The following is a 13,478-nucleotide window of genomic DNA, read 5'->3' as shown; positions in this document are numbered from 1 at the left end:
CGGCACGCCGGTGCAGCTCACAGTGTCGCCATCGGACGGCGCCGCGGGCGTGCACGCCGCAGCCGCATCGCCGCTGTGCAACTGCAGCGCTGCGAGCGCAGCCAGTGCGATCAACGAAGCGGCAGTGTTCGGTTTGTGCTGCCACGCGCTGGCCGAACCCGCAGTGCTGCTGCCACTGCATCCACCGCTGCCGTGGCACGCGCGCGCTGTTTCGGAGACGACCTGGGCGCGTCCCAGCTTGCGATTGAACACGACGCGGTGAATGCGGTTCATCAGGTCTCCTCTCGGTCTTAGGAGCGCGGATTATTGGTAGCAATGCTTCCAGCAACATCACTTTTTGCGCGCTTCTGTTGGCGTCACGCATCACATCGGAAGAGACAAGAAAACGCGGTCTTTGGAAGGCAAATCGAAAGTCTTAAACACCGCTGGAAGAGGTGCGACCTCGATCGACATCGCAAGCACTCCCATGGGCAACGCTCGCGGAATCGTCGGGCTTGAGCACCAGGCAAAGGGCCGCGCGCCCTGCCTGGCGTCGGCCGAAAAATTGTCTTCTTCCGCGCGTGCGATCCAAACGGGCCGACCGTGCTTAGCGAGACATGCAAGCTTCCAGCGAACCCATGACCACTGGCCATGCCGGCGCGGCCAAGTCATCTGGCGCGTGGCGCGCACGAACCGGCAAGGAACGCAACGCCTTTCACTCTGCTTTCGCCAAAGCCGTTCACGCGCATCAGGACTTCGAGCGAGCCACAGCTAATTGTTCCGAATCTCGCTAGCATCATTTTTCCCCCAAGACGGAGTTCCGCGATGACCCTTGCGACCTTTTCTGAATTCGAAACAACCATGCGCGCGGCGGGCTTTGCCGACATCGGCGTGCGCGATTATCCAGAGGCCACCGAAGCTGCAAATCACACGCACGATTTCGCCGTGAAGGCGCTTGTGGTTCGCGGCGAGATGTGGCTTACGGTCAACGGCGACACGCGCCATCTCGTGGTGGGCGACACGTTCGAAATGGACCATGAAACCGTGCACTCCGAACGCTACGGCGTCGATGGCGCAACGTACTGGGCCGCACGACGCTTCCAGGCCAATGCCGCCTGAGCCCCATTTGCAAAGCGCCCGCGATCGTGACCAGCCAGTTGTCGGTCGAGCACCTGCGTGCCTGAATCGGCGCATCACGCGTGCCGAACCTGTCCTCGAACGGCTGATGTAGCGCACGCGTCGCCTTAGCTCAGCAACTCAAGTTCAGTTCCTTTTTTATGCAGTCCGCACGAAGAGGCCGAGCAAGTCATGGCGCAATCGGCGCCACAAGCTGATTGCGCTGCGCGCCGTCGAACAGCCGCAGAAGGCGACCCTCTTGCTACCGAACGAATTCGAATCCGCGCGGCCCAGGCAGGCACGTCTTCGTGACCCTTCAGCTGGGCCGCAATGAGGATCTCTGATCATGCGTATACGCACTCTTCCCGCTCTCCTTGCCTTGCTCATCCTCTATCTGCAGGGGACGGCCTCCGCCGCAACTGCAACTGCAACTGCAACTGCAACTGCAACTACAACTACAACTACAACTACAACTGCAAAAATCGTCGTCACTGGACTGCAGTTCGGCGAAGGCGCGGTGTTCGTCGATGCCGATCTGCATTTCGTGGACTACGCCGCATCGACGGTCTATCGCCTCGACGGCGGCCGGCGCGCCCTGCCCGTCTGGCACCGTGCCGGCAGCGGCACCAACGGCCTTGTCGTGCTCGCGGACAACAGCCTGTTCGTGGCCTGCTACGACAGCGGCGAGATCGTGCAGATTACGCCCGACGGCCACACGCTGCGCACCATTGATCGCGACAGCGGCGGCGCGCCCTTCGACCGCCCCAACGACCTCGCGCGCGGCAACGGCAGCGGCAACGCCGGGGGGGCGGTCTACTTCACGGCATCCGGCGGCGACAACGGCACGCCGGGCAAGGTCTACCGGATTGCGCCCGACGGCACGAGCGCGCCGCGCGAAGTGGCCACCTCGATCCGCAACGCGAATGGCATCGCCGTGTCGCCCGACGGCCAACTGCTCTACGTGGGAGAAAGCACGACCGACAAGATCCTGCTGTTCGACATCGCGGGCGACGGGTCGCTGCGCAACCGGCGCGACTTCCTGGCGCTGGACACGGCGCTGGCTGCCACACCGGCACCGCGCCACACGCCCGACGGCATCCGCACCGACCGCGAGGGCCGGTTGTTCGTCAGTCTCTACAACGGCGGTGGATTTGCTGTATTCGAAGCCGGCGGCGGGCTGCTGGCCACTGTGCCGTTGCCCGGCGCGCACCACACCAGTCTGGCCCTGTCGCCGGACGAGCGACAGGTGTTCGGCACGATTTCGCAAGACGCGGCAGGGCCGTCCCGTGGGCTGTACCAGGTGGCGAATCAGTTTGCGAAGTAACTAGCGACTGCGGGCCGGCCGGCCCTGTTCATCGAGCATGGCCAGAATTCGTGGTTCGCCCATCGCTCCCGAATCCTCATCCCAGGGCGCCACGTCGGGTTGCCCGCGCGCCATGCGCATCAGCAGCGCATCAGGGAATCTACGGATATATGATTCCCCGAATGGTCTTGATTGCGTGCAGTTTTTGTATACAAATATCGCATCCGACAATCCGGCGCGAGATTTGCGTCAAAACGGGTTTCCAAACCCAACTCACCCGCACGAGGAAAGACCATGAGCACAGTCGTCAGCCAGGCCCCCGCGGGGGCGAGCGAAGCCGGCATTGCGCCGCACGCGGAATCATCGAACGCCCTCATCAAGCCGGGCTACCACCCGCGCCTGACCAACGAGGACCTCGCGCCGCTGAAGAAGCAGACCTGGGGCCAATACAACATCTTTGCGTTCTGGATGTCCGACGTGCACAGCGTGGGCGGCTACATCACCGCCGGCAGCCTGTTCGCGCTGGGCCTGTCGAGCTGGCAGGTGCTGGTGTCGCTGCTGGTGGGCATCGTGATCGTGCAGTTCTTCTGCAACCTCGTGGCCAAGCCCAGCCAGGTAACGGGCGTGCCCTACCCCGTGGTGTGCCGCGCGTCCTTCGGCGTGCTGGGCGCCAACATCCCGGCGATCATCCGCGGGCTGATCGCGGTGGCCTGGTACGGCGTGCAAACGTACCTCGCCTCGGCGGCCTTCATGGTGCTGGCGCTGCACATGTTTCCCAACCTCGCGCCGTATGCCGAGGTGTCGCAGCACGGCTTCGTGGGCCTGTCGGCGCTGGGCTGGGTCGCCTTCATGGTTATGTGGGTGTTGCAGGCCTTCGTGTTCTGGCACGGCATGGAAGCCATCCGCAAGTTCATCGACTGGGCCGGACCGGCCGTGTACATCGTCATGGCGGTGCTGTGCGGCTGGCTGGTGTGGAAGGCGGGCTGGAGCAAGATCGACCTGAACCTGGGCGGCATCAAGTTCCAGGGCTGGGACGCGCTGCCCGTCATGCTCTCGGCCATTGCGCTGGTGGTGAGCTACTTCAGCGGCCCGATGCTCAACTTCGGCGACTTCTCGCGCTACGGCAAGAGCTTCGACGCGGTGAAGAAGGGCAACTTCTGGGGCCTGCCGGTGAACTTCGTGTTCTTCTCGCTGCTGACCGTGATCACCACGGCCGCCACGCTGCCGGTGTTCGGTGAACTCATCACCGACCCGGTGCACACCGTGGGCAAGATCGACAGCACCACCGCGGTGGTGCTGGGCGCGCTGACCTTCATGATCGCGACCATCGGCATCAACATCGTGGCCAACTTCGTCTCGCCCGCCTTCGACTTCTCGAACGTGGCACCGCAGCACATCAGCTGGCGCACGGGCGGCATGATCGCCGCGGTGGGCTCGATCTTCCTCACGCCCTGGAACCTCTACAACAGCCCCGAGGTCATTCACTACACGCTCGACGTGCTGGGTTCGTTCATCGGCCCGCTGTTCGGCATCCTGATTGCCGACTACTACATCGTGCGCAAGCAGCGCATCGACGTGGACGCGCTCTACACCATGAGCCCGCAGGGCGAGTACTGGTACAGCGGGGGCTACAACCCGAAGGCGATCATGGCGCTGGTGCCGTCGGCGCTGGTGCCGATCCTGTGCGTGATGGTGCCGGCGCTGCGCGGTGGCGCGAACTATGCATGGTTCATCGGCATGGGCCTGGGCTTCGTGCTCTACGCGCTGCTGAACCGCAACAACAAGACTTGAAACACTGAAAGAGAAAGGGACGCCCCGTGCGCATCAAGATCATCAACCCCAACACCACCTGGAGCATGACCGAGAAGATCGGGGCCTGCGCCCGCGCGGTGGCGCACGCCGGCACTGAAATCGTCGCGGTCAGCCCGGCCATGGGCCCGGTTTCCATCGAGAGCCACTACGACGAGGCGCTGGCCGTGCCGGGGCTGCTGCAGGAAATCGCGGCGGGCGAGCGCGACGGCATCGACGGCTACGTGATCGCCTGCTTCGGCGACCCGGGCCTGAAGGCCGCGCGCGAACTGGCACGCGGCCCGGTGGTGGGCATCGCCGAGGCGGCCATGCACCTGGCCAGCATGGTCGGCAGCCGCTTCAGCGTGGTGACCACGCTGGGGCGCACCATCGGCCAGGCCTGGCACCTGGCAGAGATCTACGGCATGGAGCGCTTCTGCGCCAACGTGCGCGCCTGCGAACTGCCGGTGCTGGAGCTCGAGGAACCCGGCTCCAACGCCCGCGAGCGCATCGTCGAGGAATGCCGGCGCGCACTGGAAGAAGACGGCTCCGACTGCATCGTGCTGGGCTGCGCAGGCATGACCGACCTGTGCGAACACATCGAGCGCGTGCTCGGCGTGCCGGTGATCGACGGCGTGGCCGCGGGTACCAAGCTCATCGAGTCGCTCGTCACCCTGAAGCTGCGCACCAGCAAGCGCGGAGAACTGGCAACGCCCCTGCCCAAACGGATGATCGGCGCGCTGGAGGGCTTTACCCTCCCGCGCTAGGCCACAATCCTGCATGCCCCGCGCCAGTTCCAAATCTTCCCCTCCTCCTGCCGAACCGGCCGCCCCCGTCCCGGCAGACACCGGGGCGGTCGTTGCCGACAAGACCAGCTCCATCGAAAGCATCGCCAACGACATCGCCACCGCGATCGTCGAAAAGCGCCTGCCGCCCGGCACCTGGCTGCGCGAAGAAGCCCTGGGCCGGGTGTATTCGGTGAGCCGCACCAAGGTGCGCGCCGCACTGCTGATGCTGTCGAAGGACAAGCTCATCGAGATGATTCCCGACAAGGGCGCCTTCGTCTGCCAGCCCTCGGTGGAAGAGGCGCGCGAGGTGTTCGCGGTGCGCCGCATCCTGGAGAGCGAAGTGGTGCGCCTGTTCATCGCCGCGGCGCGGCCACGCGACTACCAGGCCCTGGAGCAGCACATCAAGTTCGAGCGCACCGCGCTGCGCCAGACCACCACCACGGGCACCGTGCGCGAAAAGCTGCTCGGCGACTTCCATGTGGCGCTGGCCGAGGCCACCGGCAACCGCACGCTGGCCGGACTGGTGCGTGAACTGGTGGCGCGCAGCTCGCTGATTGCCATGCTCTACCACTCGTCGAACGACCCGCACTGCTCGTCGGACGAACACGCCGAGTTCCTGCGCCTGTGCCGCAAGGGAGAGGTGGAAGGCGCGGTCGCCCACATGAACGAGCACCTGCTGCGCATCGAGGCCAGCCTGGAGCTAGGCACAGGCAAGCCGGACCGCCAGCTCGACCTCGTCAAGGCCCTGCTGGCCTGAGCGGCAACGGCAGCCGACCCGACCGTCACACAATCCCGTCATGCTGCACCCCGGATGGGCCCCGAGTTTCCCGCGGATACACCTCCGCTGAACCGACTCACACCCATGCCCCGGCATCCTCGGTCCAGCGACGCGCCCGCCTCGCACCCCGCCATCCTTCCCTTCTTCCAGCCCATCGTGGATCTGCGCCAGGGCACGATCTTCGGGCACGAAGCCCTGGTGCGGGGGCCTGCCAGCACGGCGCTGCACAACCCCGAGGCCCTGCTCGCGCTGGCTGCCAGCGAGTCACGGCTGACCGAATTCGAGCTGCATTGCGTGGAGATCGTCCTCACCGAGTGGAGCCGTCTGGACGATCCGGGCCGGCTCTTCGTGAACCTGAGCCCCGATGCGCTGACCGCGGCCATGGGCGGCGTGGGCTCGGCATGCTGGCTCGAACGCATGCTCGCGCGCTGCGACATCGCCGCGCGCGACATCACGGTCGAGCTCACGGAGCAGCGCGCCACCGGCAGCGCCGAGGCGCTGCAGCGCGCCGTGCAGGCGCTGCACGCCATGGGTGCGCGCATTGCGCTGGACGATTTCGGCGAAGGCCATTCCAACCTTCGGCGCTGGAGAGACCTGCAGCCCGATCTGGTCAAGCTCGACAAGCAGCTCACGCGCGGCATCGCGAGCTCCCCGCAGAGCGTGGAACTGGTGCGCGCCATCGTCGCCTTCGGCCACGCCATGGGCACCGAGCTCATCGCCGAGGGCGTGGAAGACGCCCAAGACCTGCGCGTGCTGCGCGACCTGGGCATTGCCTACGGCCAGGGCTTTTTGCTGGGCCAGCCGGCGCCGGCCCTGCAGCCGACGCTGCCCGCGCCCGTGGCGCAGCTCGTGCGCGACACCCGCATCGCGGTGATGCCGCACGCCGCCCAGCCCTCGCAGCCCCACGTGCTGCGCAGCCTGTCGGTCATCCACGCACCGGCACTCAGCCCGCAGACGCCCATCGACGAAGTCTCGGCCCTCTTCCAGAAGCACCCCGAGCTGCATGCCCTCGCGGTGGTCGACAAGGGCCGCCCCGTGGCGCTGATCAACCGCCAGTCGTTCATGAACGACTACGCGCGCATGTACTTCCGCGAGGTGCACGGGCGCCGGCCCTGCCTGTCCTACGGCAGCCAGTCGCCGCGCATCGTGGAGCGGGAGGACAACGTCGAGAGCCTGCTGGGCATCCTGATGTCGGAAGACCAGCGCTACCTGAGCGAGGGCTTCATCGTCACGCACAAGAAGCACTACATCGGCCTGGGCAGGGGCGACCAGCTGGTGCGCGCGGTGACCGAGGCGCGCATCGAGGCCGCGCGGCATGCCAACCCGCTGACCTTCCTGCCGGGCAACATTCCCATCAACATCCATATCGCCCGCCTGCTCGGCAGCGGCGCCGACTTTGCCGCCTGCTACGCCGACCTGAACCACTTCAAGGTGTTCAACGACCACTACGGCTACTGGCGCGGGGACGAAATGATCCTGCTGCTTGCGCGCGTGGCGGCGCAGCACGCAGACCCGCACCGCGACTTCGTGGGCCACATCGGCGGCGACGACTTCCTGGTGCTGTTCCAGAGCCCCGACTGGCAGCGGCGCTGCACCGCCGTGATCGACGACTTCAACCGCCTGGCGCGCGACCTCTACGACGAGGCAGACCGCCAGGCCGGCGGCATCGAAGGCGAGGACCGCCAGGGCGTGGTCCGCTTCACGCCTTTTTCCACGCTGGCCATCGGCGCGGTGCGCATCCCGCCGGGCATGTTCCGGCATGCCGAAGACGTGGCCGGCGAGGCGGCCATCGCGAAGCACGATGCCAAGCAGGCACCGTCCGGCCTCACGGTGCGCGAGGCGCGCGCACGGCCGGCCTGATCCTTGCGTCGGTGCGGCATGCACCGGCCACCGTGCTTGCGGGCGACAGCCTCCTCGGGTTTTCCTGAAGCAGTTGTGAGCATAAACTGTATACAGTTTCGCGTACACGATGTGTGGACGCCGCCCTGAAACGCGCCGTCCACGCCTTCTCTCTCACTGGAGATACACGATGACGGCCGACACTTCCTCCCCAGTCCCTGCGGTGCATCCCGTGGACCAGCGGCTCCCCACAGGCAAGCTCGCGGCGCTGGGCCTGCAGCACGTGCTGGTGATGTACGCGGGGGCCGTCGCGGTGCCGCTCATCGTCGGGCGCGCGCTCAAGCTCTCGCCCGACGAGGTCGCGCTGCTGATCTCGGCCGACCTGTTCTGCTGCGGCATCGCCACGCTCATCCAGGCGCTGGGCGCCACGCAGTTCTTCGGCATCAAGCTGCCGGTGATGATGGGCGTGACCTTCGCCTCCGTCGCACCCATGGTGGCCATCGCCAACGCCAACCCCGGACAGAACGGCGCGCAGCTGCTGTTCGGCGCCATCATCGGCGCGGGGGTGGTGTCCATCCTCATCGCGCCGCTGGTGAGCCGCATGCTGCGCTTCTTTCCGCCGGTGGTCACCGGCACCATCATCGCGGTCATCGGCATCAGCCTGATGCGCGTGGGCATCAACTGGATCTTCGGCAACCCGGTGGGCCCCACGGCGCCGGCGCTGGTGGACCCGGTGTATGCGAAGTGGCTGGCCGAGGTCACCTCCCCCGGCAGTTCCATTCCCGCGGTGCCCAAGGGCTTCGCCATCATGCCGACCGTGCCCAACCCCAAGTACGCCGACCTCTCGGGCTTCGGCGTGGCCGCGCTGGTGCTGGTGTCGATTCTGTTGATCGTCAAGTACGCCAAGGGCTTCATCGCCAACATCTCGGTGCTGCTGGGCATCGTGATCGGCGCGGTGGTGGCGTCCGTCACCGGCCTCATGACCTACGAGAAGGTGGGCAAGGCCGCGTGGGTCGACATCGTGCTGCCCTTTCACTTCGGCATGCCGCAGTTCGACCCGATCCTGATCCTCACCATGACGCTCATCATGATCGTGGTGATGATCGAATCGACCGGCATGTTCCTGGCGCTGGGCGACATGACGGATCGCAAGATCACGCAGAAGGACCTGGCCCGCGGCCTGCGCACCGACGGCCTGGGCACGCTCATCGGCGGCATCTTCAACACCTTTCCGTACACCAGCTTCTCGCAGAACGTGGGCCTGGTGGCCGTCACCGGCATCAAGAGCCGCTACGTGTGCGTGGCCGGCGGCGCGATCCTCATCGTGCTGGGCCTGCTGCCGAAGATGGCCGCGCTGATCGAGTCGCTGCCCACCGTGGTGCTGGGCGGCGCGGGCCTCGTCATGTTCGGCATGGTGGCCGCCACCGGCATCCGCATCTTGTCGGGCGTGGACTTCAAGACCAATCGCCACAACGCGATGATCGTGGCCGTGTCCATCGGCGTGGGCATGATCCCGCTCATTGCGCCCAACTTCAAGCAGTGGATGCCGCACGCCATTCATTCGCTGATCGAGTCGGGCATCCTGCTGGCGTCGATTGCGGCGGTGCTGCTGAATCTGTTCCTGAACGGCGCCAAGCACGACGAGCAGGCTGTCATTGCAGCGGCCAAGCAGGCCGAGGCGCACTGAGTTCCTGCTAGGGCCCTAGATCATCGCCAGCGGCGACTTGCGTCGCGGCGGTGGGTGCAGACGGTCGAGTTCGGCCAGGGTCGCCGCATCGAGTTGCAGCTCGGCGGCGGCCAGGTTCTCCTTCAGGTGCGCGCTGCGCACCGCCTTCGGAATCGCGGCGACGCCGGGCCGCGCAATCACCGCAGCCAGCGCAAGTTGCGCCGCCGTCACACCCAGGCGACCAGCCAGCTCACCCAGCCGATCGTCGCCGGCCAGCGCGCCCTGGTCGATGGGGCTGTAAGCCATCAGCGGCATGCCGCGCTCACGCTGCCAGGGCAGCAGGCTGAACTCTGGACCGCGCTCGCCCAGCGACAGGTACACCTGGTTGGCCGCGCAGGCCGGCCCGCTGCCGACCAACTGCGCCAGCTCCTGCATGTCGTCGGTGTCGAAGTTGCTCACGCCCCAGTGGCCGATGCGCCCGTCGGACACCAGCGCGTGCATTGCCGCGACGGTGTCGCGCAGCGGATGGTTGCCGCGCCAGTGCAGCAGATAGAGGTCGATGGCGTCGAGCCCCAGCCGCTGCAGGCTGCGCTCGCAGGCCTCGCGCGTGCCGCGCCGACTGGCGTTGTGCGGGTAGACCTTGCTCACGACGAAGAGCTCGTCGCGCCGCACATCGCCCGCGCGCAGCGCCTCGGCGATGGCCTGGCCGACCACGGTTTCGGCGCCGCCTTCGCCGTACATCTCGGCGGTATCGATCAGGCGGTAGCCCAGCGCGATGGCCTCGCGCACCGCCTTCACCTCGGCCGCGCGATGGCCCGGGTCTTCGCCCATGCGCCAGGTGCCTAGACCGAGAACCGGCATCTCGCCGCCGGTGGGGAGTGGAAGTGTTCGCATCGGCCCATGGTACGGGCGGCGCAAGACCGCGTCAGCCGGTCGACAACGCCAGCCACAGGGGCGCTCGCAGCTCGCACGATGGCCGGGGCCGGCACGTCCATGAATCGTGCAGGCGGCCGGTGTGCCCAACCGCCCCGACGCGTTGTTTGCCTTCTCATTTTGCGAAGTCCAAGTCAGTTTCGTGACAGCCAATCGCCGACTTCCAGAGTGACGGCCGCTTTCCAGGCCTTCTGATTTTGTCAAGGTCGTTTGGGTGCCAACCCCATCGATCCGCCCACTGCCCGCTCCTAGAATTTTTCACCTGCCCCGTGCCACGAGCGCGGGCGCCCCTCGCAACGGTCATGCAACGAATTTGGAACAGGTTGAGCGAATGCAGAAAAAGCACAGGATTGCCGTCATTCCCGGGGACGGCATCGGCGTCGAGGTCATGCCCGAAGGTTTGCGCGTGCTCGACGCCGTGGGCCGACGCTTCGGCATCGACTTCTCGTACGACCATTTCGACTGGGGCTCCGACCACTATGTGCGCACCGGCCTGATGATGCCGGCCGACTGGGCCGAGAAGATCCAGGGCCACGACGCCATCTACTTCGGCGCCGTGGGCGACCCCGACAAGGTGCCCGACCACATTGCCGTGTGGGGCCTGCTGATCAAGATCCGCCGCGACTTCGACCAGTACGTCAACCTGCGCCCCGTGCGGCTGATGCCGGGCGTGCCCGGCCCGCTGGCGCACCGCAAGCCGGGCGACATCGACTTCCTGGTGGTGCGCGAGAACACCGAGGGCGAATACACCTCGGTGGGTGGGCGGCTGTTCGAAGGCACGCCGCGCGAAATGGCGATCCAGGAGTCGGTGTTCACGCGTGTGGGCGTGGACCGCATCATCGAATACGCGTTCGAACTCGCCAGCCGCCGCCCGCGCAAGAACCTGGTGGCAGCCACCAAGTCGAACGGCATTTCGGTGACCATGCCCTACTGGGACGAGCGCCTGGCCGAAATTGCCAAGCGCCACCCGGACATCAAGACGAGCAAATACCACATCGACATTCTGTGCGCGCACTTCGTGCAGCACCCCGACTGGTTCGACGTGGTGGTGGCCTCCAACCTGTTCGGCGACATCCTGTCCGACCTGGGCCCGGCCTGCACGGGCACCATCGGCATTGCGCCGTCGGCCAACCTGAACCCGGAGCGCAAGTCCCCGTCGCTGTTCGAGCCCGTGCACGGCTCGGCGCCCGACATCGCGGGCAAGGGCATCGCCAACCCCATCGGCCAGATCTGGTCGGCCGCGCTGATGCTCGACCACCTGGGCAACAACGACCCGGTGTATGCCCAGGCCTCGGCCGCCGTCATCTCGGCCATCGAGACCGTGCTGAGCGAAGGTCCGCGTACGCGTGACATGGGCGGCACGGCCAACACGGTGGATGTGGGCCGGGCGATTGCTGAATGCATTTCGGCCGGCAACTCCGCATGATGCAACGCCCCTCATCCCTTCGCGGCCGAGGAGACTGAGATGGGCCTGTTCCTGCTGAAGCGCACGCTGACGCTGCTCGGCACGCTGGTCGGCGCATCGATCATCGTGTTCCTGGTGCTGGAGATCCTGCCCGGCAACGCCGCGCAGATGCTCATGGGCCCCGATGCCTCGCCAGAGGCCGTGGCCGCCCTGGCCACCAAGCTGGGCCTCGACCTGCCCGCATGGACGCGCTACTGGCACTGGATCGCCGGCCTGCTCACCGGCAACCTCGGCGACAGCTACGCCTACAGCTCGCCCGTGCTCGACCTCATCCTCGAACGCCTGGCGCTCACCGTGCCGCTCGCCATGATGGCGATGGCCCTCACGGTCGTGATCGCGCTGCTGGTCGGCGTCACGGCCGCCGCGCGCCACAACAAGATGGGTGACGTCGGCCTCATGGGCATGGCCCAGGTCGGCATCGCCATTCCCAATTTCTGGTTCGCGATTCTTCTGATCCTCGTGTTCTCGGTGCAGCTGCAGTGGTTCTCCGCCGGTGGCTTCGAGGGCTGGGGCGAAGGCTTCTTCGCGGGCATCAAGTCGTTGTTGCTGCCTGCCCTGTCGCTGGCCGTGGTGCAGGCCGCGATCCTTGCGCGCATCACGCGCTCGGCGGTGCTCGAAGTGATGCGCGAAGACTTCGTGCGCACCGCGCGTGCCAAGGGCGTGTCGCAGCGCATGGTGCTGTGGACCCATGTGCTGCGCAACGCCATGATCCCGGTCATCACCGTCATGGGCATGCAGTTCTCCGAGCTGCTGGCCGGCACCATCGTGGTGGAGAACGTGTTCTACCTGCCGGGCCTGGGCCGGCTGATCTTCCAGGCCATCAGCAACCGCGACCTGATCGTGGTGCGCAACTGCGTGATGCTGCTCGCGGCCATGGTGGTCATCGTGAATTTCGTGGTCGACGTGCTGTACGCCGTGATCGACCCGCGCATCAAGGCCAGCGACATATGAACGCGATCACAGCTCCGAGCGCTGCGGCGCTCAAGGTTCCCGGTTTTTGGCGTCGTGCGCTGCAGCATCGCAGCTTCGTCATCGGCGGCGTGCTCGCCGCCCTGCTGCTCATTGCCGCACTCCTCTCCTTCGTGTGGACACCGTGGTCGCCCTATGCGATGGACATGGCCAACAAGATGCAGGCGCCTTCCGCATCGCACTGGCTCGGCACCGATGCATTCGGTCGCGACGTGGGTTCGCTGCTGCTGGTGGGCGCGCGCGCGTCCATCCTCGTGGGCGTGATCGCAGTCGGCATCGGCCTCGTGGTCGGCACGGCGCTGGGCCTGCTGGCGGCGGCCAAGCGCGGCTGGGTCGAAGAAGCGGTGATGCGCCTGTCGGACTTCACGCTCGCGTTTCCCGCCATTCTCTCGGCCATCATGATGACCGCCGTGTTCGGCGCGGGCATCGTGAACGCCATCGTGGCCATCGGCATCTACAACATCCCTACCTTCGCGCGCATCACGCGCGCATCGGCCAACGCCATCTGGTCGCGCGAGTACGTGGCCGCGGCGCGCGCCTGCGGCAAGGGGTCGTTCGCCATCACCATGCAGCACGTGCTGCCGAACATCTCGGCCGTGCTGATCGTGCAGATCACCATTCGCTTCGCCATCGCCATCCTCGCGGAGGCCGCGCTCTCCTACCTGGGCCTGGGCACGCAGCCGCCGCAGCCTTCGTGGGGCCGCATGCTCAGCGAGGCGCAAACCCTCATGTTCCAGCAGCCGCTGCTGGCCGTTTTCCCCGGCATGGCGATCGCCCTCGCGGTGCTGGGGCTGAACCTGCTCGGCGACGGGTTGCGGGATTTGCTCGACCCACGCCTTGCCCGCGCACGCTGA

At 66.4% G+C, this 13,478-nt stretch carries 11 protein-coding genes and 1 pseudogene; 10 read left to right on the top strand and 2 right to left on the bottom strand.

Translation table 11 applies throughout. The features are described from left to right. Positions 1-207: 207 nt before the first annotated feature. Positions 208-273: pseudogene (locus ACSFBM_RS17435) on the bottom strand (ESPR-type extended signal peptide-containing protein); the annotation flags it as partial. A 531-nt stretch (positions 274-804) separates the two neighbouring features. On the opposite strand from ACSFBM_RS17435, the gene ACSFBM_RS17430 reads away from it, so the two are divergent. The 7 genes from ACSFBM_RS17430 to ACSFBM_RS17400 all read left to right on the top strand — a co-directional run bounded on the left by ACSFBM_RS17430 (position 805) and on the right by ACSFBM_RS17400 (position 9,278). After that, positions 805-1,098, top strand: coding sequence for an AraC family transcriptional regulator (locus tag ACSFBM_RS17430; RefSeq protein ID WP_435485457.1), 294 nt, complete (start codon positions 805-807; stop codon positions 1,096-1,098). Positions 1,099-1,474: 376 nt separating this feature from the next. Beyond that, entirely contained in the window at positions 1,475-2,419 is a 945-nt protein-coding gene (locus ACSFBM_RS17425; RefSeq protein WP_435485456.1) for an SMP-30/gluconolactonase/LRE family protein, read from the top strand. 273 nt (positions 2,420-2,692) lie between these two features. Further along, entirely contained in the window at positions 2,693-4,189 is a 1,497-nt protein-coding gene (locus tag ACSFBM_RS17420) for an NCS1 family nucleobase:cation symporter-1 (RefSeq protein WP_435485455.1), read from the top strand. A 26-nt stretch (positions 4,190-4,215) separates the two neighbouring features. Then, positions 4,216-4,953 carry an aspartate/glutamate racemase family protein gene (locus ACSFBM_RS17415; RefSeq protein ID WP_435440773.1) on the top strand — a complete coding sequence of 246 codons (738 nt, stop codon included), beginning with the start codon at positions 4,216-4,218 and terminating at the stop codon, positions 4,951-4,953. 13 nt (positions 4,954-4,966) lie between these two features. Then, complete coding sequence (locus tag ACSFBM_RS17410) at positions 4,967-5,731, top strand: GntR family transcriptional regulator (RefSeq protein ID WP_435485454.1); 765 nt, start codon at positions 4,967-4,969, stop codon at positions 5,729-5,731. Between the two features lie 105 nt (positions 5,732-5,836). Further along, positions 5,837-7,612, top strand: coding sequence for an EAL domain-containing protein (locus tag ACSFBM_RS17405; protein WP_435485453.1), 1,776 nt, complete (start codon positions 5,837-5,839; stop codon positions 7,610-7,612). Positions 7,613-7,781: 169 nt separating this feature from the next. Further along, positions 7,782-9,278: a nucleobase:cation symporter-2 family protein gene (locus ACSFBM_RS17400; protein ID WP_435485452.1), complete on the top strand. Its 1,497-nt coding sequence runs from the start codon at positions 7,782-7,784 to the stop codon at positions 9,276-9,278. 15 nt (positions 9,279-9,293) lie between these two features. Here ACSFBM_RS17400 and ACSFBM_RS17395 read toward each other — a convergent pair whose 3' ends face one another. Continuing rightward, positions 9,294-10,151, bottom strand: coding sequence for an aldo/keto reductase (locus ACSFBM_RS17395; protein ID WP_435485451.1), 858 nt, complete (start codon positions 10,149-10,151; stop codon positions 9,294-9,296). Between the two features lie 370 nt (positions 10,152-10,521). Here ACSFBM_RS17395 and ACSFBM_RS17390 point away from each other — a divergent pair, with 370 nt between their 5' ends. Genes ACSFBM_RS17390 through ACSFBM_RS17380 form a run of 3 tightly spaced genes read left to right on the top strand, consistent with a single transcriptional unit; the run spans position 10,522 to position 13,478 of the window. Then, a complete protein-coding gene (locus tag ACSFBM_RS17390) occupies positions 10,522-11,616 on the top strand; it encodes a tartrate dehydrogenase (protein WP_435485450.1) in 1,095 nt (364 codons plus the stop codon). Positions 11,617-11,655: 39 nt separating this feature from the next. Further along, positions 11,656-12,606: an ABC transporter permease gene (locus ACSFBM_RS17385; RefSeq protein WP_435485449.1), complete on the top strand. Its 951-nt coding sequence runs from the start codon at positions 11,656-11,658 to the stop codon at positions 12,604-12,606. Then, positions 12,603-13,478, top strand: coding sequence for an ABC transporter permease (locus ACSFBM_RS17380; protein WP_435485448.1), 876 nt, complete (start codon positions 12,603-12,605; stop codon positions 13,476-13,478). The genes ACSFBM_RS17385 and ACSFBM_RS17380 overlap by 4 nt, the downstream gene beginning before the upstream one ends.

Origin of the sequence: Variovorax pasteuri, assembly GCF_051216435.1 — a bacterium.
In the GTDB taxonomy this organism is placed as follows: domain Bacteria; phylum Pseudomonadota; class Gammaproteobacteria; order Burkholderiales; family Burkholderiaceae_C; genus Variovorax.
Note: the sequence above shows the minus strand (reverse complement) of the source record. Positions and strands in the feature narration are given on the sequence as shown.

Excerpts from the sequence above, each read along its gene's own strand:
- ACSFBM_RS17395 (WP_435485451.1), bottom strand. The coding sequence starts at position 10,151 with ATGCGAACACTTCCACTCCCCACCGGCGGCGAGATGCCGGTTCTCGGT.
- ACSFBM_RS17400 (WP_435485452.1), top strand. The coding sequence starts at position 7,782 with ATGACGGCCGACACTTCCTCCCCAGTCCCTGCGGTGCATCCCGTGGAC.
- ACSFBM_RS17430 (WP_435485457.1), top strand. The coding sequence starts at position 805 with ATGACCCTTGCGACCTTTTCTGAATTCGAAACAACCATGCGCGCGGCG.
- ACSFBM_RS17390 (WP_435485450.1), top strand. The coding sequence starts at position 10,522 with ATGCAGAAAAAGCACAGGATTGCCGTCATTCCCGGGGACGGCATCGGC.
- ACSFBM_RS17420 (WP_435485455.1), top strand. The coding sequence starts at position 2,693 with ATGAGCACAGTCGTCAGCCAGGCCCCCGCGGGGGCGAGCGAAGCCGGC.
- ACSFBM_RS17405 (WP_435485453.1), top strand. The coding sequence starts at position 5,837 with ATGCCCCGGCATCCTCGGTCCAGCGACGCGCCCGCCTCGCACCCCGCC.
- ACSFBM_RS17380 (WP_435485448.1), top strand. The coding sequence starts at position 12,603 with ATGAACGCGATCACAGCTCCGAGCGCTGCGGCGCTCAAGGTTCCCGGT.
- ACSFBM_RS17410 (WP_435485454.1), top strand. The coding sequence starts at position 4,967 with ATGCCCCGCGCCAGTTCCAAATCTTCCCCTCCTCCTGCCGAACCGGCC.
- ACSFBM_RS17385 (WP_435485449.1), top strand. The coding sequence starts at position 11,656 with ATGGGCCTGTTCCTGCTGAAGCGCACGCTGACGCTGCTCGGCACGCTG.